Raw genomic sequence first — 25,579 nt, forward strand, 5'->3', positions numbered from 1 at the left:
AGCGACCCATGGACTCCAGCCCCGCCACGTCCCAGCCCGACGTCCTGCTCGCGGTCGAGGACCTCCACGTCCGCTACGGGACCATCCCGGCCCTGACCGGGCTGTCCATGGAGGTGCGACGCGGCTCGTTGACGACCCTGCTCGGCGCCAACGGTGCCGGCAAGTCGACCACCCTCAACACCGTCGCCGGCCTGATGAAGCCCCACAGCGGCCGCGTGAGGTTCGACGGTCGTGACATCACGGGCGTGCCGGCGCACCGCACCGCCCGCCGCGGCCTCGCCCTCGTGCCGGAGGGACGGATGGTGGTGGCACCCCTGACGGTCCTCGAGAACCTCCAGCTGAGCTCCTTCGCCCGCGGACGGCGCACGGCGGCCCTCGAGGAGGTCTGGGAGATGTTCCCGCGCCTCGCCGAGCGCAAGAAGCAGCCGGCCGGGCTGATGAGCGGCGGCGAGCAGCAGATGCTGGCCATCGCCCGGGCGTGGATGACGAAGCCCACGACGGTGCTGCTGGACGAGCCCTCCATGGGGTTGTCGCCGGCCCTCGTCGACATCGTCTTCGAGGCCATCTCCACCATCCACGCCGCCGGCGCGACCGTGCTCCTCGTCGAGCAGAACGCCGCCGTGGCCCTGCCGTTGTGCGACCAGGCCTACCTCATCCACCGCGGCGAGATCGTCGCGGCGGGCACCCCGGCCGAGCTCGAGGCCGACCCCGACCTGATCGCACGCCACCTCGGGCTCGACCCGGAGATCGCCGCGCCGGAGCTCGACAGCGCCCTCGCCGAGGGCTCCGCCGCCCACGGGCAGGAGCGCGCGTGAGCGGTCAGATGCACGCCCCGGCCGGGGTGCGCCCGCACTACGCAACCACCACCCACGGACAGCTGAGGCTGCAGCTCGCGGGCGGCGGGGCGCCGAGGGGCGGCGCCGTCGTGGTGCTGGTCGGACCGACGCGGTCCGCCGCCTGGGTCGCGGGACACCTCGCGGCACGGGTCGGCGGTCGGCTCGTGGTCGCCGTCGAGATGCCCGGCTGCGGTGGCTCGTCCCGGTTGCGCGCCGTGACGACGACCGAGGCCGCCCGCGCCGCCGTGGAGGCGCTGGACTGGGTGCGGACGGGGACCTGCGACCTCGTCGTCCTCGACCTGGCGGTCGCGTACGCGGCCGGGGTCGCCGACGGTCTCGAGCCGGCCACGACCCTCGTCGCCGACCTCGACTCCGCGCGCGGGTGGCACGCGGGCGGACGGACGCCGCCACCCGGCGACCCGGCCACCGACGGTGGACACCTGGCGGCGCTGTGGACCTTCCTGCGCGACCGGCGCCTCGTGCGGGCCGACGACCCGCGGCGGGCCCGCACCGTCGGACCGCCCCCGCCCGACGTCCCCGAGCTCTCCGACGGCTTCGTCGCCGCCGCGACCGACCCGGCCGCCTTCGCGACGTGGTGGCGTCGGGCCGTGGACGGCCTCGAGGCCGGTGCCGCCGCCCTCGCCGAGCGCGGGGCGACCGAGGTGGACGCCCCGGACGTCGCGGACGCCGTCGAGGCCCTCACGTCGTCGGCCGCCGCCGAGGCGCCGGCCCCGACGGGCCCGCCCCCCACCGCCCCCGACGTCGACGGCGCCCTCTGGCACGCCTACGTCGCCACCGACCGCGGGCGGGCCCACGTCCGCCGCGCCGGGTCGGGGAGGGGCCGACCCGTCCTCGTGCTGTCGACCGGCGGCGGCTCCTCCGAGCAGTTCACCCCGGTGGTGCACGGCCTCGCCGCCGACGACCGACCGGTGGCGGCGCTGGACTACCCGGGCAACGGCCTGTCGGAGCCCGGTCCGGAGCACCCGACGATCGCCGACCTGGCCCAGGACGCGCTCGCCGTGGCCGGGGCGCTGGGCTGGGACGACCTCGACGTGTGGGGGTCGCACACCGGCGCCTGCGTGGCGCTGGAGATGGCCATCGCCGAGCCCGGGCGGGTCGGCCGGGTGGTGATGGAGGCCCCTCCGATGGTCAGCGACGAGTTCCGCGACGACCTGCTGGCCCGCTACTTCCCGGACCTCACCCCGGACCGCTTCGGCTCCCACCTGCCCCGGGCCTGGGCCTGGCGCCGCGACGCCTTCCTGTTCTGGCCCTGGTACGCGGTCGACCACGCCTCCGCACGCGCCATCGGCCTGCCCCGCGCCGAGGACCTCCAGCGGTACGCCGTCGGCATCCTCGAGAGCGGCGAGACCTACGACCGCGCCTACCGGGCGGCGTTCGACTACGACACCCGCGGCCGCCTGCCGCTGCTGACCCGGCCGGCGATCATCACGGCCGGTCCCCACGACATGCTCGCCAACACCCTGCAGGACGCGGCCGACCTGGTGCCCGGCGACCTCCTCACGCTCGTGGCCACGCCCGAGACCGTCTGGTGGCCCGACCCCGACGCGGACGCCGCACGGGCCACGATGGACCTCTACCGGGAGTTCCTGCGGTGAGCGCCTCCGCGCACGACCCGACCGCCGCCCGGCGCTACGCCGAGGACCTCGGCGTCCGCGTCAACTGGGGACGCTGGGGCCCCGACGACGAGCGCGGCACCCTGAACCTCGTCACCGACGACAACGTCCGCCGGGGACTCGCCGCCGCCCGCAGCGGAGCCGTCGTGCCGCTCGGCGCCCCGCTCGACCCCGGCGCGCCGCCGTACTACCCGCAGGCCCTGGGCTCCGCGGCCCGGCACGAGATGATCACCGCCTGGGGCTCCAACGCAGGAGGCCCGGTGCAGGCGGCGAGCGACCAGCTCCACGTGCAGTGCCACGGCCTCGACACCACCCACATGGACGCCCTGTGCCACGTCGGCCTGCACGGCACCGGCTGGAACGGGCGCGAGTTCGCCGCCATGGCCGACCTCGACGGGGCACGGGTCAGCGACCTGGAGGTCACCGGCGGCCCCGTCGTGACCCGGGGCGTCCTCGTCGACGTCCCTCGCCTGCGCGGTGTCGACCACCTCGAGCCCGGGGACGCCGTCACGGAGGAGGACCTGCGCGCGGCCGCTCCCGACGTCCGACCCGGTGACGCGCTGCTCGTGCGCACCGGACGTCCCCGCGCCGTCGCCGGCCACCGGCGCGCGGCCGACGCGGAGGGCCGGAGCGCCGAGCAGAAGTACGGCGCGATCGCCGGGCTGCACCCCTCGGCGATGCGCGTGGTCGGCGAGCTCGACTGCGGCCTGCTGGGCACCGACGGCCCGGGTGACACCTTCCCGGCCCTCGACGCCGCGCACCCGCTGCCCGTGCACGTGCTGGCCCTCGTGCACCTCGGCGTGCACCTCCTGCACAACCTCGACCTGGAGGAGCTCGCAGAGGAGCTCGCGCAGCGGGCGACCAGCGACGTCCTGCTCGTCGCCGCGCCCCTGCGGATCCCCGGCGGCACCGGCAGCCCCCTCTCCCCGGTGGCGGTGCTGTGAGCGCGCGGTGGTCGGTCCTGTCGACCTCGCCGAGCTTCGGCGTGCGCGACCGCGAGGCGGTGGCCCTGCTGAAGGACTCCGGCTGCGACGTCGAGGTGGCTCCCGGACTGCGGGGGGACGCGCTGGTCGCCGCGCTCACGACGACGGACGCCTGGATCTTCGGCTTCGAGCCCGTCGGGGCCGACCTGCTCCGGCACGCGACCCGGCTCCGGGTGGTGGCCAAGAACGGCGCCGGCACCGACAACGTGGACCACGTCTGGCTCGCCGCCCGGGGGATCGCCGTCGTCAACGCACCGGACGGCAACGCCCACGCGGTCGCCGAGTACGCCGTGGGCCAGCTGATCCACCTGAGCCGCGGCCTGGGCGACAACGACCGCGCGGTCCGCGCCGGCCGCTGGGCCCCCGTCGTCGGCCCCGGCCTCGACGGCAGGACCCTCGGCGTCCTGGGTCTGGGCCGGGTCGGGCGGCGGCTGACCGCGCTCGCCACGGCCCTCGGGATGCGGGTCCTGGCCCACGACCCCGCGGTCGACGACGACCAGGTCGGGGCCGCGGGGGCGGAGCCCGTGCCGCTCGACGACCTCTTCGCGGCCGCCGACGCCGTGAGCGTCCACGTGCCCCTCACCGACGCGACCCGTGGACTCGTCGACGCCCGCCGACTCGCGCTGCTGGGCCCCGAGGGGGTCCTCGTCGACTGCTCCCGGGGCGGGGTGGTCGACGAGCCCGCCCTCGTCGCCGCCCTGCACCGCGGGGACCTCGCAGGTGCCGCCCTCGACGTGTTCGCCGAGGAGCCGCTGCCCTCCGGCTCGCCTCTCCTCGAGGCGCCCCGGGTCCTGCTCTCGCCCCACGGGGCCGGCTACTCCGAGTCGTCGGTGAGGGCGGTGGGCCGACAGTGCGCCCACCGCGTGATCGACGCGCTCGCACGGCCCCGCACCACACCGCACCCCAGGAGCGCCTCATGACCGGACCCGACAAGGACGAGTACGACGTGGTCTGCGTCGGCGGGGGCCTCGGCGGCCTCGCGGGCGCGATCCGGGCTCACGACCTCGGCGCCCGCGTCCTGGTGCTGGAGCGCTCGACCATGGTCGGCGGGGTGGCCGCCTACAGCGGCGGCTGGTGCTGGGCCGGTGCCAACCACCTCGACGAGGCGAGCGGCGGCGGGGACACCCTCGAGGCCACGGAGACCTACCTCGACCACGTGCAGGGCGAGGGACGCCCGGTCGACCGCCCGGCCCGTCGCGCCTACCTGGAGTCGGCGGTCGCCGCGACCCGCTCGCTGGCCGAGGCGGGCGTGCCCTTCACCCCGGTACGCCGGGCCTCGGACCTCTACGGTCCCGGACCCGGCTCGACGACCGAGGGCCGGCTGTTCGAGTGCGTCGTCCCGGGCGCCGAGCTCGGAGCCTGGCGCGGGCGGCTCCGGCCGAGTGTCTACTACCGCACGGGCGTCAGCCGCGACGAGTTCCACCACGTGCTCGGCGGCGACGTCGCGGCCCGTCTCGCGCTCGCCCGCGAGCGCGAGGGCGACGACCTGCTGACCCACGGCCTGGGCCTGGCCGCCGCCTTCGTCCGCGAGGCCCTGGTGCGCCGCGGGGTGGAGTGCTGCCTGGAGCACCGGGTGAGCAGGCTCCTCACCGAGCGTGACGGGGGAGTGGACCGCGTCGTCGGGGTGGTGGCCGAGGGCCCCGCCGGCCCGGTGGAGGTCCGCGCACGACGCGGCGTCCTGCTGGCCGTCGGCGGCTACGGCAACGCGCCCGACGCCGCCGAGCTCGAGGACCTCCCCGAGCTGATCGAGGCGGCCCCTCCCGTGGTCGCCGGCGACGGGCTCGCCCTGGGCCAGCAGGTCGGCGCCACCGTCGTGCGGGGCGCCGACCCCTTCGTCGTGCTGGGCGCACGCTTCGACGAGGCGGTGCACCCGGGGACCGACGAGCCGCTCTACAGCCAGCTGCTGGAGAACCTCGGCTTCCCCCACTCGCTCGTCGTGAACCGCGACGGCGAGCGCTTCGGCGACGAGAGCTACTACGGCGCGCTCATCCGCGGCATCCGCACCTACGACGCCGCCCGGAAGCGGTGGCGGAACTTCCCCTGCTGGCTGGTGGTCGACGACCGCTTCCGCCGCCAGTACCCGCTCGGGCCCCTCGCTCCCGGCGACCCGTACCCCGAGGCGGTCACCACGGCCGACACCCTGGAGGAGCTGGCGGAGCGCACCGGCATCGACCCGGTCGGACTCGCCGCGACCGTCGACCGGTTCAACCGGTTCGCCGAGGTCGGCCACGACGAGGACTTCGAGCGCGGGCACCTGCCGTTCGCGCAGGCGGCGTACGGCGACCCCCGCTACCCCCACCCCAACCTGGGCCCGGTCTCCACCGGCCCGTTCCACGCGCTCCCGCTGCGCGTCCTGGGCGTCGGCCTCAGCTCCCTCGGCCTCGCCGTGGACGCCGACGCGCGGGTCCTGCGACGCGACGGCTCGAGCGTCACGGGCCTCTACGCCTCCGGCAACGCCGCGGCCACGCGCGAGCTCAAGGGCTACGTCACCGGCCTCGCGAACACCCGCAACTTCACCTACGCCTGGTGCGCCGCCAACCACATGGTCGGCCACCCGACGGGGGCCGCGACCCGCGGCGCCCCGGCGCGACCCACGTCCGAACCGAAGGAGTGAGCTCCACATGAGCGCGAACCCGAGCCCCGTCACGGGGCCGACACCGCTGCGCGACCTGATCGCCCGGGAGGGCGTCGTCAAGGCCCCCGGCGTGTGGGACGGCCTCTCCGCACGACTGGCCGAGCAGGCGGGCTTCGAGGCGCTGTGCGCGTCCGGCTTCGCCGTCGCCGCCGCGCTGGGCATGCCCGACGCCGAGGTCTTCACCGCCACCGAGGGCGTCGACGCCGTCCGCAGGATGAGGGAGGCGTCCTCCCTGCCGATCATCGCCGACATCGACACCGGCTACGGCAACGCCATCAACGCCGGCAGGACGGCCGCCTCGATGCGTCGCGCCGGGGTCTCCGCGGTCTTCATGGAGGACCAGGTCTCGCCCAAGCGCTGTCCGGTCTGCGTGGGCGACCCGGTGGAGGTCACCCCCATCGCGGAGGCCACCGGCAAGGTCCGCGCCGCGAAGGACGGGCTGGGCGACGACGTCCTCCTGATCGCCCGCACCGACGCGGTCGGCGACGACGCGCTCAAGCGGGCGGAGGCGTACGTGGGCGCGGGCGCCGACCTGATCATGCCCGTGTCCAAGACCTTCACCGGGCTCGAGGAGTGGCAGCGCTGCCACGAGCTGACCGGCGTGCCGCTCGTCGCCTCCCTGACCGCCTGGACGTGGGTCGAGCGGGAGTTCACCGACGAGGCCATGGCCCAGGCCGGCATCAAGGTCGCGATGATCGCCACCCACGGCATCCTCGCCGCCGCCACGGCGGTCCGCGACTCCTTCACCCGCCTCACCGCCGGCGAGCCGCTGCCCGACGTCTCCGGTCGCTACATGGCGCACGAGGACTTCGTGCAGATGATCGGCTTCCCCGAGATCGAGCGCCGCCAGCAGCAGTACCTGCCCGACCCCGAGGAGCTCTGAGACCCCCATGGGTTCGACCATCACCGAGAAGATCCTGGCCCGCGCGGGCCGGCTCGAGCGCGTCGGCGCCGGCGAGAACCACCCGTTCCGCCCCGACTACATGATCGCCTACGACTACCCCGGCTACACCGACGTCATGTTCCGCCAGATGAAGGAGGAGTTCGGCATCGACCGGGTGCGCGAGCCCGAGCGCTACGTGCTCTTCATCGACCACATGACGACGAGGAACAACGAGCGCGAGAAGGAGATGCACGACGTCACCCGCGACTGGGCGCGGCTCAACGGGGTCGCCGTCCACGAGGGGGCGGGCATCGGCCACCAGGTCGCGGCCGAGCTCGGCTACGCCGCCCCCGGTCGCTTCCTGGTGCACTTCGACGGGCACGTCTCCGGCCTGGGCGCCTTCGGCGCCCTCGGCTGGGGGGTCCGCAAGGACCTGCTCGAGGCGTGGGTCAGCGGGGCCGTGCACCTCGACGTCCCCGCCTCGACCCGGTTCCACCTCGAGGGCGGCTTCGCCGACGGCGTCGACAACCGCGACCTGCTGCACCACATCATCGCCGAGCACGGCGCCGACGCCTGCGCCCACCAGGTGATGGAGTACGTCGGTCCGGGAGCGGAGTCGATGTCCATCGACCGGCGCCAGGGACTGTGCGCGATGGCGATGTTCACCGGTGCCGTGTCCGCGATCTTCAACCCCGACGACCTGTCGCTGGAGTACTCCCGGTCCGTGCAGCGCGAGGAGCTCGAGCCCGTCTGGAGCGACCCGGACGCCGTGTACACCGCGACCCACGAGGTGGACCTGTCGGCGCTGTCGCCGCAGGTCGTGCTCCCGGGCTCGGCGAAGTCACGCAACACCAAGCCGGTCGGGGACCTCGTCGGCACCACGCTGCAGCACGCCTACATCGGCTCCTGCGCGAGCGGGCGGATCGAGGAGATCCGCGCCGCCGCCGAGATCCTCGAGGGCCGTCGGGTGGCCGACGGCGTGACCTTCAACGTCGTGCCGACCTCGAAGCGGATCTACGACCAGGCCGCGTCGGAGGGCCTCCTGGACGTGCTGAAGGCCGCCGGGGCGAACGTGGCGGAGGCCTCCTGCGACTTCTGCGTCGGGTACGCCTCGCCGCTCTCGCCCGGTGACAACGCGATCTCCACCGGGGTGCTCAACATCTCCGGCCGCATGGGCTCCACGGACGCCAACATCTACATGGGCTCCGCCTACACCGTGGCCGCCTCCGCCCTCCGCGGCGTCGTCACCGACCCTCGGGAGGTGATGGCGTGAGCGCCTCGACCGACACCGGCCCGGCCTCGTCCGCCCCGGCCACCGGGCCCGCCGTCCCGTCCGTCTTCCGCGGCCGGGTGGCCTGGGTCTTCGGCGACGACTTCGACATCGACCTCGTCATCGGGGTCGAGAACATCAAGTACTACGACCCCGACAAGCTCCGGTCCGTCCTGATGACGGCGTACGACCCGGCCTTCGTCGACGACGTGCGGGACGGCGACGTGATCGTCGGCGGTCGGAACTTCGGCTACGGCCACCCCCATTACCCGGCCATGATCGCGATGCGCAACGCCGGGATCGTCGCCGTGGTGGCCGAGAGCTTCGCCCCCGGCTTCTGGCGCGGCGAGCTCTACCAGGGCATGCCCATGGTCACGGTCCCGGGCATCAGTGACTTGGTGGAGCGCTGGGACGACGTGGTCGTCGACTGGAAGTCCGCCAGCGTGACGGTGACCCGCACCGGGCGGACGGTGCAGGGCACCCCACCCAGCCGGCACGCCGTGAACGTCACCGAGGCCGGCGGCGGCCTCAACCTGCTCAAGCAGCAGTACGGGCCCGGGAGCCCGACCCCGCCACCCGCCGCCGCGCCCGTGGGTGACGTCGAGAGCCCGCTCGCGGTCCGCACGACCCCCGCGGCGTCGCCCGCCGCCGACGGCGTCACCCCCGACGGGTCCACCGCCGCCGGGTAGGCGCCCCCGTCTCCGACGCGAACCAGATCACGCCCACGACAGAAGGAAGTCCCTCCATGACGTCTCTCGACCGCATCGCCTACACGGCACGGGCCAGCGCCACGGGTGGCCGCGCCGGTCGGGCCAGGACCGACGACGGCCTGCTCGAGGTCGACCTGGCCCCACCCACCGAGATGGGCGGCCCCGGCGGCGCCACCAACCCCGAGCAGCTGTTCGCCGCCGGTTATGCGGCCTGCTTCCAGGGAGCCCTGGGTGCCGTCGGGCGCAAGCGCCGGATCGACACGTCCGGCTCCCTGGTCACCGCCGAGGTGAGCATCGGTCCGGTGGGCGAGGCCTTCGGTCTGGCCGTGGTCCTGACCGTCGAGATCCCCGGCGTGGACGAGGCGACCTGCGTCGAGCTGGCCGACGCCGCCCACGCGGTGTGCCCCTACTCCAACGCCACCCGCGGCAACATCGACGTCGAGGTCCGGGCGGTCGCCACCGCGTGACCGGGTGGCGCCGACCGTCGCGGTCCCGTCGGGTGAGCTGGGTGCCGGTGCCACCGCGGTAGCATCAGCGGTGTGAAGCTGAGTGTGAGCCTGACCGACGCGGACGTCGCGGCGCTCGACGCGTACGTCGAGCAGGAGGGTCTGCCGTCGCGCTCCGCGGCGGTCCAGCAGGCGGTCCGGCGACTGCCGCACCCCGGTCTCACGGAGTCCTACGCCGAGGCGTGGGAGGAGTGGGAGCGCTCGACCGAGGCGGAGGCGTGGTCCGCGGTCGACGGTGACGGCGTCCCCGATGCGCCGCGGTGAGATCAGGCTCGTCGACCTCGATCCGTCCCGCGGCAGCGAGGCCGACGAGCGTCGCCCCGCGGTGCTCGTCAGCAACGACGACGCCAACGCCGCGGCGGCACGGCTCGGCCGCGGTGTCCTGACCGTCGTGCCCGTCACCAGCAGCACCGATCGGGTGCTGCCGTTCCAGGTGCTGCTCCCCGCAGCCGACACCGGACTGCGGCGGGACTCGAAGGCGCAGGCCGAGCAGGTGCGGTCGGTCGCGGTCGAGCGCATCGGCGCCGTGGTGGGCCGGATCCCACTCGCCGTGGAGCGTCAGCTGGACGACGCGTTGCGGCTGCACCTCCAGCTCTGAGGAGCCTCGTCCGTGCGGCGCAACCCCGACGACGACGAACCGCCGGCCCCCCTGTGCGGGGACCGGCGGTCGTCGTGGTCTCGACAGGCTCGACCACCTCAGCGGGTGGCTCAGATGTCGTAGTAGAGCTCGAACTCGTGCGGGTGCGGGCGCAGCTGCACGGGCGCGATCTCGTTGGTGCGCTTGTAGTCGATCCAGGTCTCGATCAGGTCCGGGGTGAACACGTTGCCCACGAGGAGGAACTCGTGGTCGGCCTCGAGCGCGTCGAGGACGGCGTTGAGGCTCGTGGGGACCTGGTCGATCTCGGCCATCTCGTCCGGCGGCAGCTCGTAGATGTCCTTGTCGATCGGGGCGGCGGGCTCGATCTTGTTCTTGATGCCGTCCAGGCCGGCGAGCAGCAGCGCGGAGAACGCGAGGTAGGGGTTGGCCGAGGGGTCGGGGAAGCGGGTCTCGATGCGCTTGGCCTTGGGGTTGGACCCGGTGATCGGGATCCGGACCGAGGCGGAGCGGTTGCGCGAGGAGTAGACCAGCGAGATCGGGGCCTCGAAGCCGGGCACCAGGCGGTGGTAGGAGTTCACGGTCGGGTTGGTGAACGCCAGCAGCGACGGGGCGTGCTTGAGGATGCCGCCGATGTACCAGCGCGCCATGTCCGAGAGGCCGCCGTACCCGGTCTCGTCGTAGAACAGGGGCGAGCCCTCGTTCCAGATGGACTGGTGCACGTGCATGCCGGAGCCGTTGTCGCCGAAGATCGGCTTGGGCATGAAGGTGACCGACTTGCCGGCCGCCCAGGCGGTGTTCTTGACGAGGTACTTGAACTTCATGACGTCGTCGGCGGCCTTGAGCAGGGTGTCGAAGCGGTAGTTGATCTCCGCCTGACCGGCCGTGCCGACCTCGTGGTGCGCGCGCTCGACCTGCAGGCCGCAGGCCTCGAGGTGCTTGACCATCTCGGCGCGCAGGTCCGAGTAGTGGTCGTAGGGCTCGACGGGGAAGTAGCCGCCCTTGAGGCGGGTCTTGTAGCCCAGGTTGGCCTCGCCGCCCTGGCCCTCGCTGCCCGAGTTCCACCAGCCCTCGACGGAGTCGATGTGGTAGTAGCCGGCGTTGACGTCGGTGGAGTAGCGCACCGAGTCGAAGATGTAGAACTCGGCCTCGGGGGCGAAGTACGCCGTGTCGCCGATGCCGGTGCTCGCCAGGTAGGCCAGCGCCTTGCGCGCGATGTTGCGCGGGTCGCGGGAGTAGGCCTCGCCGGTGATCGGGTCGTGGATGAAGAAGTTGACGTTCAGCGTCTTCGCCGTGCGGAACGGGTCGATGTACGCCGTGGTCGGGTCCGGGAACAGCTGCATGTCGGACTCGTTGATGGCCTGGAAGCCGCGGATCGAGGACCCGTCGAAGCCGAGGCCGTCGTCGAAGACCGACTGGTCGAAGGACGAGACCGGCACCGTGAAGTGCTGCATGATGCCGGGCAGGTCGCAGAAGCGGACGTCGACCATCTCGACGCCCTCGTCCTTGATGTACTTCAGCAGTTCGTCGCTGTTCGCGAACATTCATCCTCCTTGGCCGCTGGCGCGGGCCGGTGGGGTAGGAGCGGTCGGGGGCGAGGGTGCCCCCGGGATCGTGACCAACCTAGGGACGGGCAGTTTCCCGACCGTATCCCGTTTGTTTCGTGCGTGTTACAGGACTCCCGGGGGTGGACCGGGCGCTAGGTTGCCGCCGTGCCCATCGTCGAGGTCGTGCACGCCGCGAGCGTGGGGGAGGCGCGGCTGCGCCGGCTCGCCGCGGCCCTGCCGCACGCGGTCTCCCTCGCGGTGGCGTGCCCCGAGGAGCCCTACGACCACCCGCTCGGGCCCGGCGACGTCGACCTCCGGTTCCGCGCGCGGGGACCGCTGGACTCCGGGGGCCTCGACCTCGTGGTCCACGTGCACTCGAAGCACCACGAGAGCCGCGCGGCCGATCGCGACGCGCGCTGCGAGCGGCTCCGCGACGCCGTCCTCGCCCAGGTCGACGGCTGCAGCGTCGGCGTGTACCTGGCGCTGCCCGTCGCGGGCTGGGCGCAGACGTCCTGAGCACCCGCCGGGCGGTACCGGCGCCCGGATAACGTGGAGCCGTGGCCGACACCGATGACACCGCCGTCGACCCGTCGTACGCGAGCTGGCCGCGACGCATGGTCGCGCTGGTCGTGGACTGGGTCGCCTCGACGCTGGTGGTGCTGCTCTTCCTGGGCTTCGACGGCTACTACTCGGCCTCCGGCGACCCGGCGCCCGGGCTCTACACCCTGGGCGTCTTCATCCTCGAGAGCGCGGTCCTCACGATCCTGCTGGGCGGATCCTTCGGCAAGCTCGTCACCGGGCTCCGCACGGCCCCGATCGGGCGCCCCACGGCGGCGTGGCCCGCGATCATCCTGCTGCGGCAGGTGATGATCGCCCTGGTGATCCCGCCGCTGGTGTTCCAGCCCGACGGCCGGGGTCTGCACGACGTGATCGCCGCGACGCGGACCGTGAGGCTGCCGCGCCGCTGAAGCACTGCGCTTCATCCGCGCAATGTGAAGGTGATACCTTCATTCGGTGACAATGAAGCAGAAGACTTCATCACCGCGGGCGGTGGTGATCGCGGACCTCGTGTCCTCCCGCGCGGCCGTCGACCGCCGGCTGCTCCACGAGCGGGTCGTCGCGGTGCTGGGCGGTGCGGACCGGCTGGGAGCGCTCTCGCCGCTGCGGGTCACGGTGGGTGACGAGTTCCAGGGCGCCTTCGCCGGCGTCGGGCAGGCCCTGCACGCCACGCTGTGGCTGCGCCTGATGCTGCTGACGGGGGAGCCGGGCGTCGACGTCCGCTTCGGCGTGGGCTGGGGCGAGGTCACCGAGGTCGACGCGGCCGGCGGCATCGAGGACGGCCCCGCCTGGTGGGCGGCGCGCGACGCCATCGTCGCCGTCGAGGCCGAGGCGGCCCGGGGCGGCCTGCGGCACCGGCGCACGGCGTACCGCGCCGACCCGCAGGCCGCCGTGCCCGGGCCGGACCCGGCGCTCGTCGAGGCGTTGCTGGTGTGTCGCGACCAGGTCGCCGGACCGATGTCGGTGCGCTCCGCCAGGCTTCTCCTGGGTCTGCTGGAGGGCCGGACGCAGCTCGAGCTCGCCGAGAGCGAGGGCATCTCGGCGTCCGCCGTCTCCCAGCGGGTCCGCGGGGACGGGCTCGCGGCGCTCCTCGCCGCCGAGCAGCTGCTGAGAGGGGTGTGATTCGTGGTCTGGCTGGCGCTGCTGCTCCTGGGTGTGGCCGTCGTGGACCTGGTCCGGGGCCGCTGGTCCGCACCGGTGGTGCCGGAGCTGGTCGGGGCCCTGGTCGTGCCGCTCCTCGGCGTGCTGGTCGGCGCCGGGCCCCGCGACATCGTCGTGCTGCTGGGGGCCTCGGCGGTCGTGGTCGCCTGGAGCCTCGCCGTACGACGGGCCACCGGTCACGCGGGAGGCACGGGCGACACCGACCGCCCCGTCGACGCCGCGCTCGCGCTGACGGTGCTGGCCGTCGGGGTGACGCTGGCGCTGCTGCTGTCGCCGCTGGCCGACGAGGTGGCGGGCCCGTTCCGGCGCTGGGCGGCGGCGCTGCCGTGGGACGCAGCCGCCGACGACCCGGACCGCCTGCTGATGGTCGCCGCGGTCGCCGCCGTGCAGCTGTCGACGGCCAACCTCGTCGTGCGCCTCGTGCTCGGCGCCACCCGCACCGCCGCCCCGCAGCTCGTGGACTCCGCCGAGCACCCCGCGGTCGAGCTCAAGGGCGGGCGGCTGCTCGGACCCATGGAGCGGCTCGTGATCCTCGGCCTCGGCCTCGCCGGCGAGGTGACCGCGGCCAGCATCGTGATCGCGGCCAAGGGCCTGCTGCGCTGGCCCGAGCTGTCGTCGCGCCGCGAGCAGGTCGCCATCCACGCGCTCACGGAGTACTTCCTCGTGGGCAGCTTCGTCAGCTGGTCCCTGGCGCTGGGCTCGCTGGCGCTCGTCGCCAGCGCGGGCTGAGGACCACGGGCTGAGGACGGGGGCCCGGAGGTCGGGACCCGGGGTGCCGGGCCGGTGGGCGAGGGCTCAGCGGCCGCGCATGTTGGCGCGCATGCCCTTCATCGAGGTCGGGACCGGGCCCTTGGGGAGCGGGACGGCGCCGCGGCGGGCGTCGACGGCCTTGATCCGGGCGCGGACGTCGGTGAGCTCGGCGGGCTTCACCTTCTTGTCCATCTTCTGGATGTGCTTGACCAGCTTGGGCAGCGGCACCTCGCCGTCGCCGCGGCCGCAGACGACCTCGCTGACGGGCACGTCGCCGAGGACGCGCTCGTGCTTCTTGCGCTCGGAGGTCATCAGCGTGCGCAGGCGCGCGGGGGAGTCACCCTCGCCGACCAGGACGATGCCGGGCGGGCCGATGACCCGGTGCACGACGTCCTGCTGCTTGTTGAAGCCGACGGCGGGGTCGGTCTTCCAGTTGCGCTTGAGCATGCTGAGCGCCGCGGCGGCGGCCCCCTTCTGCCCCTCCATCTGCGCGTACGCCGAGCTCTGCGCGCGGCGCCCGAAGACGATGACGACGGCGAGCAGGCCGAACAGCAGCGCGCCCGGGATCGAGAACAGCAGCCGGGGGCCGGGGATGAACCAGAAGATGCCGAAGCCGACGAGGGCGCCGACGACGAACGTCGCCAGCAGGATCGGCCCGATCTTCGGGTCGCCCTTCTTGGTCATCCGGTACGTGTCGCGGATCTGCGCGATGCGACCCGGCTGACCGTTGGCCTTGGCGGCCTTCTTCGCGGCGCGCTTCTCCGCGCGCGACGGCTTCGGGGTGGTGCTCGACATCGGGGTGGTGCCTCTCGCGGCTCGGGCGCCCGTGTCGTCGCCGACGCGGACGGGGCTGTGTCAGGCGGTCGCCGGGGTGGTGGCCCGGGCGTCCATCGCCTGACGGTACAGCCGGCCGGCGCGGTAGGACGAACGCACCAGCGGCCCGCTCATCACGCCGGAGAAGCCGATCTGGTCGGCCTCGTCCTTGAGCTCGACGAACTCCTCGGGCTTCACCCACCGCTCGACGGGGTGGTGGCGCGGAGAGGGGCGCAGGTACTGGGTGATCGTGATCAGCTCGCAGCCCGCGTCGTGCAGGTCCTGCAGGGCCGTCGAGACCTCCTCGCGGGTCTCGCCCATGCCGAGGATCAGGTTCGACTTGGTGACCAGGCCGAACTCGCGGGCCTGCGTGATCACGTCGAGGGAGCGGTCGTAGCGGAACGCCGGGCGGATCCGCTTGAAGATCCGCGGCACCGTCTCGACGTTGTGGGCCAGCACCTCGGGCCGCGACTCGAAGACCTCGCGCAGCAGGTCGGGCTTGCCGTTGAAGTCGGGGATCAGGTTCTCGACGCCCGTGTCGGGGTTGAGCTCGTGGATCACGCGCACGGTCTCGGCGTACAGCCACGCGCCGCCGTCGGGCAGGTCGTCACGGGCGACGCCGGTGATGGTGGCGTAGCGCAGGTCCATCTTCTGCACCGACTCCGCGACGCGGCGGGGCTCGTCGCGGTCGAGCGGCTGCGGCTTGCCGGTGTCGATCTGGCAGAAGTCGCAGCGGCGGGTGCACTGGTCGCCACCGATGAGGAAGGTCGCCTCGCGGTCCTCCCAGCACTCGAAGATGTTGGGACAGCCGGCCTCCTGGCACACGGTGTGCAGGCCCTCGCCCTTCACGAGGTCCTGCAGCTCCTTGTAGGCCGGACCCATCTTCGCGCGGGTCTTGATCCACTCGGGCTTGCGCTCGATCGGGGTCTCGCTGTTGCGGACCTCGAGGCGCAGCATCTTGCGTCCGTCGGGTGCGATGGTCACGCGCCCACTCTACGTCCGGGCCGTGCGCGGGCCGTCATCGTCCGGGGCCCGGTCGTGCGCGTGCCGCCGGGTGTGGCGCACGGTCGCGCCGGTGGCCGCGTCCAGGGCCCGCGACCAGGCGACCGCGAGCGCCGCGACCGCCAGCAGCGCGGCCGCGGGATACAGGTACGCCGGGCCCAGCGACAGGTCCTCGCCGCACAGCGGACCCACCAGGGGGTGGCACCCGACGTCCGTCTGCGGCACGAACGGCTCGGGCTCCCCGGTGACGACGACCTCCATCGCGGTGCGCAGGCCGGAGTCGGGCCGGGTGGCGGCGTACGACGGCGTCCCGGAGACCTCCGTGGTCGCCACGAGCGCCGTCACCCAAGCGGCGGCCACGACGAGCCCACCGGCGGAACCGAGCCGTCCGGCGAGGCGGCCGAGCACACCCGCGAGCAGGACCAGGGGCAGCAGCCTCAGGCCGCCGGCGGCGACGGCCCCGACGTACGCCCCGAGACCGGCGCCCACCGGCGTCACCGACGGGCTGACGGCGCCGGCCAGCGGCAGCTCCGGCGCCTCGGCCCGCCACAGGACCGCGACGCGCACGGCCACCACCACCTGGGGCACGAGCACCAGCAGCGGCGCCGCGAGCACCAGCTGCCGGGCACCGGCGTCGCGGCGCCGCAGCGACGCGGTGACTGCGAGGGCGGCGAGCAGGGTCGTGATCGCCAGCCCGTCCGCCACGTCGGACCACTGGCTGATCGCCGGCACGGACTCCGAGGTCGCCTCCACGACGTACGCCCCGGCGAGCAGGGCGACGAGCGCCGTCCAGACGCCCACCCCGAGCACCGCCAGCACCCACGTACGCCGGGGGGAGGGCCGGGCGGCCGCGCGGAGGTCCATGTCGCGCAGCCTCCCCGGAGGAGCCGGCGCTACACCTGCTGCTCGGCGTCGTCCTGGCGCAGCACCCGCAGGAAGCCCGCGGCGGACGCCGCCACGGCCGCGGCGACGAGCATCAGGACCACCACCCGGACGCCGCCCTCGAGCGCGCCGACGTACGCCTCACCGCCGGCGCTGCTGATCCGGGTGCCGCCCAGCAGCACGGACTCCCGCGCGACCGCGGGCAGCCCGGCCGACGCGGCCGGAGCCGCCGAGACGTCACGCACGACGGCGCGGACCGCGACCGCGGTGGGCACCACCAGGGCCGCCGCGACGACCGAGGGGAGGTGGTGGCGCGCGGCGAGACCGGCCAGCGCGCCGCACACGGCCACCGCGAGCATCAGCAGCGCCCACCGGCCCACCCCCGGCCCCGCGGCGGCCGTGAGCCCGGCGCGCTCCCCGGAGCCAGGCACCGCGGCGACCACCAGCACGAGGGGCGGCAGCAGCGCGACCGCGGCGACCAGCAGCCACGGGCCCACCCGCGAGGCGCGGCGCACCGCGACGGCCGCGAGCACGAGCACGGCGGGCTGGACCACGGTGCCGGCGGACGCGATGGCCTCGGCCGCCGCGTCCCAGGTCGTGGCGGGCACCAGCCGTCCCCCGGTGTCGGTGACGAGCCGCTCCGAGGCCGCTGCGGCCCGGAGCAGGGCCACGGACGCCACGGTCCACAGCGTCGTCACGACCACCACGGCGACGACCAGCCCGCGCACGCCGGAGGAGCGGTCCGCGAGCACGGCGGCCGACCCGGTCAGGCGCCCGGCGCGAGGACCTCGACACGGGGGCCACGGACCGGGTCCGGCCGGGGCTCGTAGTCGGGGGTCGCGTCGTACGGCTCCCAGGCCAGGAGCCCGCGCAGATGACGCTCGACGACCGGCAGCACCTCGGCGACCGTCACGTCGCGGCCGAGCTCGGCCGACAGGGAGGTGACCCCGGCGTCGTCGATGCTGCAGGGGGTGAACCGGTCGAACCAGCCGAGGTCGACGTCGCAGTTCAGCGAGAAGCCGTGCATGGTGACGCCCTTGGAGACCCGGATGCCGAGGGCGGCGATCTTGCGCTCGGGGCGGGTGCCGCGGCCGGGCTCGTCGGCGCGCAGCCAGACGCCGCTGCGGCCCGGGACGCGCGCGGTCGTGACCCCGAGCTCGCGGCAGACGCCGATCAGCGCCTCCTCGACCCGGCGGACGTAGTCGACGACGAAGACGTGCTGCGGCAGCCGCACGATGGGGTAGCCGACGAGCTGGCCGGGGCCGTGGAAGGTGATGGTGCCGCCGCGGTCGACGTCGAGGACCGGGGCGCCGCCCGGGTCGGCCGGGTGGTCGGCCGGACGGGTGCGCTTGCCGGCGGTGAAGACGGGTGGGTGCTCGAGCATCAGCACGGTCCCGGGGCCACCGGCGACGACACCGGCGTGGACCTCGCGCTGCAGCTCCCAGGCGTCGCGGTAGTCCACCGCGTCGTCGCCGATGCCCACCAGCCGTACGTCGAGGTCCGCTGCGTCCACGCGGCCAGGCTACGCCGGGCCTGTGGATGAGTGGATGCGACGTCGTCGCCGCGGGGGCAGGCTCGAGGCATGCGCCACGCCGCCCCCCGTCGTCGCCCCCGACCGCTGCGCCCGGCCCGACCCACCGGGACCACCCCGGCCCGGGAGGCACCCCCGGTCCGCACCGGGGCGCCCGTCGTGCTCCTGGTCGGGATCCTCGTCGCGGCCGTCGTCGTCGGCGCGGTGGCGGTGGTTGCGAGCGTCGACGAGCCCGCGGAGCGCTACCCGGACGTGGCCCCCGTCGCCGCGACCCCGAGCGACCCGCTGCTGGCCGAGCCGGCGACGCCGCCGGGGCTGCGCATGCTCCGCAGCTTCGACGCCGCCCGCGCGCGGGCCTGGGCCGACGGCGACCTCGACGACCTCGCCGCGCTCTACGCGCCCGGCTCGGCGGCGCAGGAGCGCGACGTCGCCGCGCTGGCGTCGTACGTCGAGCGGGGCCTGGTCGTCGAGGACCTCACCACGCAGGTCCTGAGGGCGGACCTGCGCCGCGCGGACCGTCGTACCCGGGTGATGGCGGTGACCGACCAGGTCGTCGGGGGGTTGGTCGTCGGCGACGAGGTCAGACCCACGGCGCTGCCCGGTGACCAGCCGACCGACCACCTGCTGACCTGGCGCCGCGTCGACGGCGAGTGGCTGCTGGCGGAGGTGGAGCCGGTCTGAGGGTTGCGGGGTCTCGTGGCTCGGGCCCGGGGGGCCCTCGCGCCTCGACCTCCGGTGGGACCCGGGGGGCCCTCGCGCCTCGACCTCCGGTGGGACCCGGGGGGCCCTCGCGCCTCGACCTCCGGTGGGACCCGGGGGCCCTCGCGCCTCGACCTCCGGTGGGACCCGGGGGGCCCTCGCGCCTCGACCTCCGGTGGGACCCGGGGGGCCCTCGCGCCTCGACCTCCGGTGGGACCCGGGGGGCCCTCGCGCCTCGACCTCCGGTGGGGCCCGGGGGGCCCTCGCGCCTCGACCTCCGGTGGGGCCCGGGGGGCCCTCGCGCCCCGACCTCCGGTCAGACCGGGGGTCCCTCGCGCCTCGACCTCCGGTGGGGCCGGGGGTCAGCGCAGGCCGGTGGCGATGACGTCGCGGACGTCGACGTCGCGGAAGGTGAAGCCGGCGTCCTCGAGGGCCTTCGGGCGGGTGCGCATCGAGCCGAGCACCTCGCCCGACATCGCGCCGCCGGCCTTGTCGACCACGAACGCCGGGGCCGCGAGGAACGCGCGGCGGCGCACGGCCGAGGCCAGGGCCTGCGTGAACTCGGCGTTGGTCGGGGTGTCGGGGCAGCACAGGTTCAGCGGGCCCGACACCTCGTCGTGCTCGGCGGCGAACACGGTGGCGGCGACCCAGTCGCGGCACGAGATCATCGGGAAGTACTGGCTGCCGTCGCCCAGCCGCGCGCCGAGTCCGGCCTTGAACAGCGGCAGGAGCAGCTTGAGCGGCGCGCTGCGCCGGTCCATCACCGGCGCGGTGCGCAGGACGCAGGTCCGCGCCCCCGCCCGTACGGCGGGCTCCGCGGCCTCCTGCCAGTCGCGGGTGACGTCGGTCAGCAGGGAGCCCTCGCGGGAGTCGGCGTCCTCGGTCAGCACCTCGGAGCCGCGGTCGCCGTAGTAGGAGATGCCGTTGCCGGCCAGGAACGCCGGCGGCCTCTCCGCCTCCGCGATCACGTCGGCGAGCAGGCGCGTGGTCGTCACGCGGCTCTCGCGCAGCTCGGCGGCCCACTTCTTCGAGTGCGGGTTGCCCGCGGTGGGGGAGCCGGCCAGGGAGACGACGACGTCGGCGGTCCCCACGAGGGTGCGGTCCACGGCACCCTCGTAGGGGTCCCACGTCGACTCGTCCGAGGCCTCGGAGGCACGGCGCACGAGGCGGGTGACCTCGTGGCCGCGCTCCTTCAACCGGCGGACCAGGTGGGTGCCGAGGAATCCCGACGACCCCGAGACGACGACCTTCACCGCGACACCACCCTGTCCGTCATGACGCTCAGACCTCGAACTGTCCGGCCTCGAGGCGCTGCTTGACCTCGCGCAGGAAGCGGCCGGCGTCGGCGCCGTCCACCAGGCGGTGGTCGTAGGTCAGCGCGAGGTAGACCATGTGGCGCACCGCGATCGTCTCGCCCAGGTTGGGGTCGTCGATCACCACGGGGCGCTTCACCACGGCGCCGGGCCCGAGGATCGCGACCTGCGGCTGGTTGATGATCGGGGTGTCGAACAGGGCCCCGAAGCTGCCGAGGTTGGTCACCGTGAAGGTGCCGCCGCCGAGCTCGTCCGGACCGATCTTGTTGGTCCGGGTGCGCTCCGCGACGTCGGCGATCTTCTTCGCCAGCCCGGCGATCGACAGGTCCCCGGCGTCCTTGACGACCGGCGTGAGCAGGCCCTTCTCGGTGTCGACGGCGAACGCGACGTTCTCGCGGTCGTAGTAGGTGACCTCGCCGGCCTCCTCGTCGATCGTGGCGTTGAGCGACGGGTGCTGCTTGAGCGCGTCGATCGCGGCCTTCGCGAAGAAGGGCAGGTAGGTCAGCTTGACGCCCTCGCGGGCGAGGAAGTCGGCCTTCTTCGCCTCGCGCATGCGGGCGATGTTGGTGACGTCGACCTCGGCGACCTGCGTGAGCTGGGCCGAGGTGTGCAGCGACTCGACCATCCGCTTGGCGATGACCTTGCGCAGCCGCGACATCTTCTCGGTCGTGCCCCGCAGCGGCGAGGGGTCGTTCGACGGGGCCTGGGCGGCCGAGGACGACCCGCCCGAGGGGGCGGACGCCGCGGGGGCGGCGGGGGCCTCGGCGGGGGCGGACTCGCGCGCCTTGGCCGCGTCGAGCACGTCCTGCTTGCGGATGCGGCCGCCGACGCCGGAGCCGGTGACCTGGGACAGGTCCACGTCGTGCTGCGCGGCGAGCTTGCGGACCAGCGGGGTCACGTAGCCGTGGCCGTCGCCGCCCGAGCCGGTCCCGGGCTTGTCGGTGGCCTTGGCCGCGCCGGAGTCGACCGAGGAGGCCTCCTCGCGCACGGGCTGCTCGGCCTGGCGGTCCTTGGTGGGCGCCGGGGCCTCGGAGCCCGCGGTCCGCGCCTGCGCGTCGGCTGGCGCGTCGTCGGACTTGTCCTTCTCGGGGGTCTCGTCGCCGGCGGGCAGCTCGCCCTTCTCCTCGGCGATCTGCTCCTCCTGCTCGGCCTTCTTGGCCGCCTCGTCCTCGTCGGCCGGCTGGGCCTCCGGGGTGGCGGTGTCCGTGGCCTCGGCGCCCTGGCCGGGCTCACCAGAGCCGACCAGCGCGAGCTCGGCGCCGACCTCGACGGTCTCGTCCTCGGCGACCTTGATCTCGAGCAGGGTGCCCGCGACCGGGGAGGGGATCTCGGTGTCGACCTTGTCGGTGGAGACCTCGAGCAGCGGCTCGTCGACGGCGACGTCGTCGCCGACCGACTTCAGCCAGCGGGTGACGGTGCCCTCGGTGACCGACTCGCCGAGCGCGGGCAGCGTGACCGCGGTGGCGTCGCCGGAGCCCCCGCCGGAGGAGCCGGAGCCGCCCGAGGCCCGGGAGGCGTCGCCGGACTCGGCCGCCGGGGCGGAGGTGTCGTCCTGCTTCTCCTTCTCGGGGGTCGCGTCGCCGTCGGGCAGCTCGCCCTTCTCCTCCGCGATCTGCTCCTCCTGCTCGGCCTTCTTGGCCGCCTCGTCCTCGTCGGCCGGCTGGGCCTCGGTGGTGGCGGTCTCGTCGGCGTCGCCGGCGCTCTCGCCCTCCTCGCCCACGGTCGCGAGGACGGCGCCGACCTCGACGGTCTCGTCCTCCTCGGCCTTGATCTCGAGCAGGGTGCCCGCGACCGGGGAGGGGATCTCGGTGTCGACCTTGTCGGTGGAGACCTCGAGCAGCGGCTCGTCGACGGCGACCTCGTCGCCGACCGACTTCAGCCAGCGGGTGACGGTGCCTTCGGTGACGGACTCGCCGAGTGCCGGGAGGGTGACTTCGGTGGCCATGGAGGACTTCCTTCGCGTCGTTCGGGTCGAGGAGATCAGCTGTGCGCGTGCAGGGGCTTGCCGGCGAGGGCCATGTGGGCCTCGCCCAGGGCCTCGTGCTGGGTGGGGTGGGCGTGGACGTGCGGTGCGACGTCCTCGGGGTGGGCCTCCCAGCCGTAGATCAGCTGGGCCTCCCCGACGAGCTCGCCGACCCGCTCGCCGACCATGTGCAGGCCGACGACGGGGCCGTCGACGCGGCGGACGAGCTTCACGAAACCCTGGGTACCCAGGATCTGGCTCTTGCCGTTGCCGCCGAGGTCGTAGGTGAGGGTCTCGACCCCGTCGGCGCCGTACGCCGCGACCGCCGAGGCCTCGTCGAAGCCGACGGAGGCGACCTCGGGATGGGAGTAGGTGACCCGCGGGATCGCGGACTCGTCGACGGCCGCGGGCTCGAGGCCCGCGACGTCCTCGGCGACGAAGACGCCCTGCGCGAAGCCGCGGTGGGCCAGCTGCAGGCCGGGCACGATGTCGCCCACGGCGTACACGCCCTCGAGGTTGGTGCGGCAGCGGTCGTCGGCGAGCACGAAGCCGCGCTCCATGCCCAGGCCCTGCTCCTCGTAGCCGAGGCCCGCGGTCGAGGGGCCGCGGCCGACGGCGACGAGCATCCGCTCGGCCTCGATCACCTCGCCCCCGCTGACGGACAGCGCGATCGAGCCGTCGCCGACCTTCACGCTCTCGTAGGAGGTGGAGGTCCGCACCGTGATGCCGCGCTTGCGGAAGGCCCGCTCCAGGGCGGCCGAGGACGCCTCGTCCTCGCCGGGCACGAGCCGGGGCAGCGCCTCGACGATGGTGACCCGCGCGCCGAAGCTGGCCCACACGGACGCGAACTCACAGCCGATCACGCCGCCGCCGAGCACCACCACCGACTCCGGCACGTGCTCGAGGTCCAGGGCGTGCTCGGAGGTCATGACCCGGTCGCCGTCGACGTCGAGGCCGGGCAGGGAGCGCGAGTACGAGCCGGTCGCGAGCACGAGCCGCTCCCCGGTGTACGTCGTGCCGTCGACGGTGACCTCGCGGGGCCCGGTCAGGCGACCCTCGCCGTCGATCACGGTGATGCCGCGGGAGGAGATCAGGCCCGTGAGGCCCTTGTGGAGGCGGGAGACGACGCGACGGCGGTAGGTGTTCACGGCGGGCACGTCGATGCCGTCGAGCGTGGCGCGCACGCCGAAGCGGGCGGCGTCACGCGCGGAGTCGGCGACCTCGGCGGCGTGCAGCAGGGCCTTGGTTGGGATGCAGCCGACGTGCAGGCAGGTGCCGCCGAGCTCGCCCTTCTCGACCAGGCCGACCCGCAGACCGAGCTGGGCCGCGCGCAGCGCGCAGGCGTAGCCGCCGGATCCGGCGCCCAGCACGAGCAGGTCGAAACGGGTGTCGACGTCCGCGTCGGTGTCCGCGCCGCTCACGTGGTGGTTCGCCTCCCATGTCGTCGGCCCGCCACCGTGCCGTGGCGCCGGGACGACCATCCTTGCACTGTTCGCACCCGCGCGGACACCGGGTGCGCAGGTGAGCAGGTGCCGGGTGGGGCGGATGGTGCGGGACCGGCGATCGTCGGCCGGGGTGGTCGTGACCAGGCATGATGGGGCCATGGCTCTGTTCGACCGGTTCCGTGGAGGCCGCGGCCCCAAGATGCGTCGCCCCGCCTCCGACTCCGCCCGCACCGGCTCGACGACCGTCCGCGCGTCCGACGCCGGCGACGAGGCGCACCTGCGCGAGTTCGTCACGGCCCGCCGCGGGGTGGAGGGCTTCGTGGAGCCCCGCACCGCGGTCAGCGACGTGACCCTGCTGCTGGTCGCCCACGACGGCGAGTGGACGCGGCGGCGCGTGCCGTCGGTGGACTGGGCCCACAGGTTCTGCAACCGCCACCAGGTGCCGAGCTACGACGCCGCCGTCGTCGGCATCCCGCAGCGCATGCGCGACTTCAACTCCCGCAAGCTCGCCGCCGAGAAGGCGGAGCGCCGCCGCCTGCTCGAGGGCGACTGAGCCACCGGGCGCGGTCGAGCCCGACCTCCCCGCGCCCGCGACGGCGTCAGCGGGCGGCGGCCCGGGCCAGGTCGACCAGGGTCGCGACGGCGGCGCCGGTGCCGCCCGGGGTGACGTGGCCCCACGCCTCCCCGGTGTTGTACGACGTGCCGGCGATGTCCAGGTGCGCCCACGGCAGGCCGCCGGTGAACTCCCGCAGGAACGCCGCGGCGAACAGTCCTCCGCCCCAGCGCACGCCGTCGGCCTGCGCGAGGTCGGCGATCTTCGAGCTGCGGACCCGGTCGGTCATCTCCTCGGGGATCGGCATGTGCCACGAGGGCTCGCCGGCCTCCTCGGAGGCCGCCACGACCCGCTCGACGACCTCGTCGGTGCCGAGCACGCCGGTCACCCGCTCGCCCAGCGCCATCACCATCGCGCCGGTGAGCGTCGCGACGTCGACGACGAGGTCGGGGGAGACCTCCACGGCGCGGCCGAGGGCGTCGGCGAGGACCAGGCGGCCCTCGGCGTCGGTGTTGGAGACCTCCACGGTGCGCCCGCCGTACATGTGGAGCACGTCGCCCGGACGCGTCGAGGTGCCGGAGACCATGTTCTCGGCGAGCGGCACGAAGGTCGACACGCGCACCGGCAGCCCGAGCCGGGCGATCGCGAACGTCGCGTGCACGACGGCGGCGGCGCCGGCCATGTCGAGCTTCATCGTGGCCATGCTGCCCGCGGGCTTGATGGACAGCCCGCCGGAGTCGAAGGTGATCCCCTTGCCGACCAGGGCGAGGTGGGGGGCGTCCTTGACGCCCTTCGGCTCCCACGTCAGCTCGACCAGCCGCGGCGGGGCGGCGGAGCCCCGGCCGACGCCGAGGATGCCGCCGCAGCCGAGCTCGGCGAGCTCGTCCTCGTCGAGGACGCGCAGGCCCACCTTCGGGGCGCCGCGACCGCCGGTGAGCTCGGCGTGGGCGGCCTCGACGGCCGCCGCGAACGCGGGCGGGGTGAGGTCGCCGGCGGGGGTGTTGACCCAGTCGCGGGCGTCGGTGACGGCCGCGGCGAGCGTGCGGGCCTCCTCGAACGCGGCCACCGTCTCCTGGCGCCGGGCGCCGGGGGAGAGGACGACGACCTCGCCGGGACGACGGCCGGCGGGGTCCTCGGTGGAGCGGTAGCGGTCGAAGGTGTAGCCGCCCAGCAGCCAGCCCTCGGTGACGGCGCGCACCAGCGCGGGCTCGTCGGCGGGCAGCGCCAGGGCGACCGACGCGGCGTTGGGCACGCGGCGCGCGGCGACGCCCGCGGCCCGGCGCACGGCCTGGGCGCCGACGGTGGTCGAC

The 25,579-nt window shown here is 74.5% G+C and carries 27 protein-coding genes; 17 read left to right on the top strand and 10 right to left on the bottom strand.

Features of this window, described 5'->3' with window-relative positions; genetic code table 11:
- Positions 1 to 8 precede the first annotated feature (8 nt).
- From ABD158_RS16795 to ABD158_RS16845, 11 genes are all read left to right on the top strand, one after another.
- Positions 9 to 815, top strand: a complete 807-nt coding sequence (locus ABD158_RS16795) for an ABC transporter ATP-binding protein (RefSeq protein ID WP_344008765.1) — start codon at positions 9 to 11, stop codon at positions 813 to 815.
- A complete protein-coding gene (locus ABD158_RS16800) occupies positions 812 to 2,452 on the top strand; it encodes an alpha/beta fold hydrolase (protein WP_344008766.1) in 1,641 nt (546 codons plus the stop codon). The genes ABD158_RS16795 and ABD158_RS16800 overlap by 4 nt, the downstream gene beginning before the upstream one ends.
- Positions 2,449 to 3,414: a cyclase family protein gene (locus ABD158_RS16805; RefSeq protein WP_344008767.1), complete on the top strand. Its 966-nt coding sequence runs from the start codon at positions 2,449 to 2,451 to the stop codon at positions 3,412 to 3,414. Before ABD158_RS16800 ends, ABD158_RS16805 begins: the two co-directional genes overlap by 4 nt.
- Entirely contained in the window at positions 3,411 to 4,373 is a 963-nt protein-coding gene (locus ABD158_RS16810) for a phosphoglycerate dehydrogenase (RefSeq protein WP_344008768.1), read from the top strand. The genes ABD158_RS16805 and ABD158_RS16810 overlap by 4 nt, the downstream gene beginning before the upstream one ends.
- A complete protein-coding gene (locus ABD158_RS16815) occupies positions 4,370 to 6,067 on the top strand; it encodes an FAD-dependent oxidoreductase (RefSeq protein WP_344008769.1) in 1,698 nt (565 codons plus the stop codon). The genes ABD158_RS16810 and ABD158_RS16815 overlap by 4 nt, the downstream gene beginning before the upstream one ends.
- Before the next feature lie 7 nt (positions 6,068 to 6,074).
- A complete protein-coding gene (locus tag ABD158_RS16820; RefSeq protein WP_344008770.1) occupies positions 6,075 to 6,971 on the top strand; it encodes an isocitrate lyase/PEP mutase family protein in 897 nt (298 codons plus the stop codon).
- 7 nt (positions 6,972 to 6,978) lie between these two features.
- Positions 6,979 to 8,244, top strand: coding sequence for a 3-isopropylmalate dehydratase large subunit (locus tag ABD158_RS16825; protein WP_344008771.1), 1,266 nt, complete (start codon positions 6,979 to 6,981; stop codon positions 8,242 to 8,244).
- The gene (locus ABD158_RS16830) at positions 8,241 to 8,930 is read left to right on the top strand and encodes a LeuD/DmdB family oxidoreductase small subunit (RefSeq protein ID WP_344008772.1); all 690 of its coding nucleotides are present in this window, start codon (positions 8,241 to 8,243) and stop codon (positions 8,928 to 8,930) included. Before ABD158_RS16825 ends, ABD158_RS16830 begins: the two co-directional genes overlap by 4 nt.
- 56 nt (positions 8,931 to 8,986) lie before the next feature.
- On the top strand, positions 8,987 to 9,418 hold the full coding sequence (locus tag ABD158_RS16835; protein ID WP_344008773.1) for an organic hydroperoxide resistance protein: 432 nt from the start codon (positions 8,987 to 8,989) through the stop codon (positions 9,416 to 9,418).
- 72 nt (positions 9,419 to 9,490) lie between these two features.
- Positions 9,491 to 9,721: a ribbon-helix-helix domain-containing protein gene (locus ABD158_RS16840; RefSeq protein ID WP_344008774.1), complete on the top strand. Its 231-nt coding sequence runs from the start codon at positions 9,491 to 9,493 to the stop codon at positions 9,719 to 9,721.
- Positions 9,708 to 10,055, top strand: a complete 348-nt coding sequence (locus ABD158_RS16845; RefSeq protein WP_344008775.1) for a type II toxin-antitoxin system PemK/MazF family toxin — start codon at positions 9,708 to 9,710, stop codon at positions 10,053 to 10,055. The genes ABD158_RS16840 and ABD158_RS16845 overlap by 14 nt, the downstream gene beginning before the upstream one ends.
- A gap of 110 nt (positions 10,056 to 10,165) precedes the next feature.
- Here ABD158_RS16845 and glnA read toward each other — a convergent pair whose 3' ends face one another.
- On the bottom strand, positions 10,166 to 11,596 hold the full coding sequence (gene glnA / locus ABD158_RS16850; protein ID WP_344008776.1) for a type I glutamate--ammonia ligase: 1,431 nt from the start codon (positions 11,594 to 11,596) through the stop codon (positions 10,166 to 10,168).
- A gap of 168 nt (positions 11,597 to 11,764) precedes the next feature.
- Here glnA and ABD158_RS16855 point away from each other — a divergent pair, with 168 nt between their 5' ends.
- Genes ABD158_RS16855 through ABD158_RS16870 form a run of 4 tightly spaced genes read left to right on the top strand, consistent with a single transcriptional unit; the run spans position 11,765 to position 14,047 of the window.
- A complete protein-coding gene (locus tag ABD158_RS16855; RefSeq protein ID WP_344008777.1) occupies positions 11,765 to 12,115 on the top strand; it encodes a hypothetical protein in 351 nt (116 codons plus the stop codon).
- 41 nt (positions 12,116 to 12,156) lie between these two features.
- Positions 12,157 to 12,567, top strand: a complete 411-nt coding sequence (locus ABD158_RS16860; RefSeq protein ID WP_344008778.1) for an RDD family protein — start codon at positions 12,157 to 12,159, stop codon at positions 12,565 to 12,567.
- A gap of 52 nt (positions 12,568 to 12,619) precedes the next feature.
- Entirely contained in the window at positions 12,620 to 13,279 is a 660-nt protein-coding gene (locus ABD158_RS16865) for a SatD family protein (RefSeq protein WP_344008793.1), read from the top strand.
- A gap of 3 nt (positions 13,280 to 13,282) precedes the next feature.
- Complete coding sequence (locus ABD158_RS16870) at positions 13,283 to 14,047, top strand: hypothetical protein (protein WP_344008779.1); 765 nt, start codon at positions 13,283 to 13,285, stop codon at positions 14,045 to 14,047.
- Between the two features lie 66 nt (positions 14,048 to 14,113).
- On the opposite strand, the gene ABD158_RS16875 is transcribed toward ABD158_RS16870, so the two are convergent.
- From ABD158_RS16875 to lipB, 5 genes are read right to left on the bottom strand one after another with little or no spacing between them, the layout of a single operon-like run.
- On the bottom strand, positions 14,114 to 14,863 hold the full coding sequence (locus tag ABD158_RS16875; protein ID WP_344008780.1) for a DUF4191 domain-containing protein: 750 nt from the start codon (positions 14,861 to 14,863) through the stop codon (positions 14,114 to 14,116).
- Positions 14,864 to 14,923: 60 nt separating this feature from the next.
- Complete coding sequence (gene lipA, locus ABD158_RS16880) at positions 14,924 to 15,838, bottom strand: lipoyl synthase (protein WP_344008794.1); 915 nt, start codon at positions 15,836 to 15,838, stop codon at positions 14,924 to 14,926.
- 36 nt (positions 15,839 to 15,874) lie between these two features.
- Entirely contained in the window at positions 15,875 to 16,747 is an 873-nt protein-coding gene (locus ABD158_RS16885) for a hypothetical protein (protein WP_344008781.1), read from the bottom strand.
- 29 nt (positions 16,748 to 16,776) lie between these two features.
- The gene (locus ABD158_RS16890; protein ID WP_344008782.1) at positions 16,777 to 17,517 is read right to left on the bottom strand and encodes a hypothetical protein; all 741 of its coding nucleotides are present in this window, start codon (positions 17,515 to 17,517) and stop codon (positions 16,777 to 16,779) included.
- Between the two features lie 14 nt (positions 17,518 to 17,531).
- Positions 17,532 to 18,278 carry a lipoyl(octanoyl) transferase LipB gene (gene lipB / locus ABD158_RS16895; protein ID WP_344008783.1) on the bottom strand — a complete coding sequence of 249 codons (747 nt, stop codon included), beginning with the start codon at positions 18,276 to 18,278 and terminating at the stop codon, positions 17,532 to 17,534.
- A 69-nt stretch (positions 18,279 to 18,347) separates the two neighbouring features.
- Here lipB and ABD158_RS16900 point away from each other — a divergent pair, with 69 nt between their 5' ends.
- The gene (locus tag ABD158_RS16900; RefSeq protein WP_344008784.1) at positions 18,348 to 18,977 is read left to right on the top strand and encodes a hypothetical protein; all 630 of its coding nucleotides are present in this window, start codon (positions 18,348 to 18,350) and stop codon (positions 18,975 to 18,977) included.
- A gap of 380 nt (positions 18,978 to 19,357) precedes the next feature.
- Here ABD158_RS16900 and ABD158_RS16905 read toward each other — a convergent pair whose 3' ends face one another.
- Genes ABD158_RS16905 through lpdA form a run of 3 tightly spaced genes read right to left on the bottom strand, consistent with a single transcriptional unit; the run spans position 19,358 to position 23,692 of the window.
- Positions 19,358 to 20,248, bottom strand: a complete 891-nt coding sequence (locus tag ABD158_RS16905; protein ID WP_344008786.1) for a TIGR01777 family oxidoreductase — start codon at positions 20,246 to 20,248, stop codon at positions 19,358 to 19,360.
- A 28-nt stretch (positions 20,249 to 20,276) separates the two neighbouring features.
- Positions 20,277 to 22,253, bottom strand: coding sequence for a 2-oxoglutarate dehydrogenase, E2 component, dihydrolipoamide succinyltransferase (gene sucB / locus ABD158_RS16910; RefSeq protein WP_344008788.1), 1,977 nt, complete (start codon positions 22,251 to 22,253; stop codon positions 20,277 to 20,279).
- A gap of 35 nt (positions 22,254 to 22,288) precedes the next feature.
- Positions 22,289 to 23,692: a dihydrolipoyl dehydrogenase gene (gene lpdA, locus ABD158_RS16915; RefSeq protein ID WP_344008789.1), complete on the bottom strand. Its 1,404-nt coding sequence runs from the start codon at positions 23,690 to 23,692 to the stop codon at positions 22,289 to 22,291.
- Between the two features lie 181 nt (positions 23,693 to 23,873).
- Here lpdA and ABD158_RS16920 point away from each other — a divergent pair, with 181 nt between their 5' ends.
- Positions 23,874 to 24,269: a hypothetical protein gene (locus tag ABD158_RS16920; protein ID WP_344008790.1), complete on the top strand. Its 396-nt coding sequence runs from the start codon at positions 23,874 to 23,876 to the stop codon at positions 24,267 to 24,269.
- A 46-nt stretch (positions 24,270 to 24,315) separates the two neighbouring features.
- Here the strand turns inward: ABD158_RS16920 and ABD158_RS16925 are convergent.
- Positions 24,316 to 25,579, bottom strand: a 1,264-nt coding sequence (locus ABD158_RS16925) for a leucyl aminopeptidase (RefSeq protein ID WP_344008791.1), incomplete at its 5' end; no start/stop codon positions are given.

Origin of the sequence: Nocardioides lentus, assembly GCF_039529515.1 — a bacterium.
Taxonomy (GTDB): domain Bacteria; phylum Actinomycetota; class Actinomycetes; order Propionibacteriales; family Nocardioidaceae; genus Nocardioides; species Nocardioides lentus.

Excerpts from the sequence above, each read along its gene's own strand:
- ABD158_RS16795 (WP_344008765.1), top strand. The coding sequence starts at position 9 with ATGGACTCCAGCCCCGCCACGTCCCAGCCCGACGTCCTGCTCGCGGTC.
- ABD158_RS16815 (WP_344008769.1), top strand. The coding sequence starts at position 4,370 with ATGACCGGACCCGACAAGGACGAGTACGACGTGGTCTGCGTCGGCGGG.
- ABD158_RS16820 (WP_344008770.1), top strand. The coding sequence starts at position 6,075 with ATGAGCGCGAACCCGAGCCCCGTCACGGGGCCGACACCGCTGCGCGAC.
- ABD158_RS16825 (WP_344008771.1), top strand. The coding sequence starts at position 6,979 with ATGGGTTCGACCATCACCGAGAAGATCCTGGCCCGCGCGGGCCGGCTC.
- ABD158_RS16835 (WP_344008773.1), top strand. The coding sequence starts at position 8,987 with ATGACGTCTCTCGACCGCATCGCCTACACGGCACGGGCCAGCGCCACG.
- ABD158_RS16845 (WP_344008775.1), top strand. The coding sequence starts at position 9,708 with ATGCGCCGCGGTGAGATCAGGCTCGTCGACCTCGATCCGTCCCGCGGC.
- glnA (WP_344008776.1), bottom strand. The coding sequence starts at position 11,596 with ATGTTCGCGAACAGCGACGAACTGCTGAAGTACATCAAGGACGAGGGC.
- ABD158_RS16865 (WP_344008793.1), top strand. The coding sequence starts at position 12,620 with ATGAAGCAGAAGACTTCATCACCGCGGGCGGTGGTGATCGCGGACCTC.
- ABD158_RS16875 (WP_344008780.1), bottom strand. The coding sequence starts at position 14,863 with ATGTCGAGCACCACCCCGAAGCCGTCGCGCGCGGAGAAGCGCGCCGCG.
- lipA (WP_344008794.1), bottom strand. The coding sequence starts at position 15,838 with ATGCTGCGCCTCGAGGTCCGCAACAGCGAGACCCCGATCGAGCGCAAG.
- ABD158_RS16885 (WP_344008781.1), bottom strand. The coding sequence starts at position 16,747 with ATGGACCTCCGCGCGGCCGCCCGGCCCTCCCCCCGGCGTACGTGGGTG.
- ABD158_RS16900 (WP_344008784.1), top strand. The coding sequence starts at position 18,348 with ATGCGCCACGCCGCCCCCCGTCGTCGCCCCCGACCGCTGCGCCCGGCC.
- sucB (WP_344008788.1), bottom strand. The coding sequence starts at position 22,253 with ATGGCCACCGAAGTCACCCTCCCGGCACTCGGCGAGTCCGTCACCGAA.
- ABD158_RS16920 (WP_344008790.1), top strand. The coding sequence starts at position 23,874 with ATGGCTCTGTTCGACCGGTTCCGTGGAGGCCGCGGCCCCAAGATGCGT.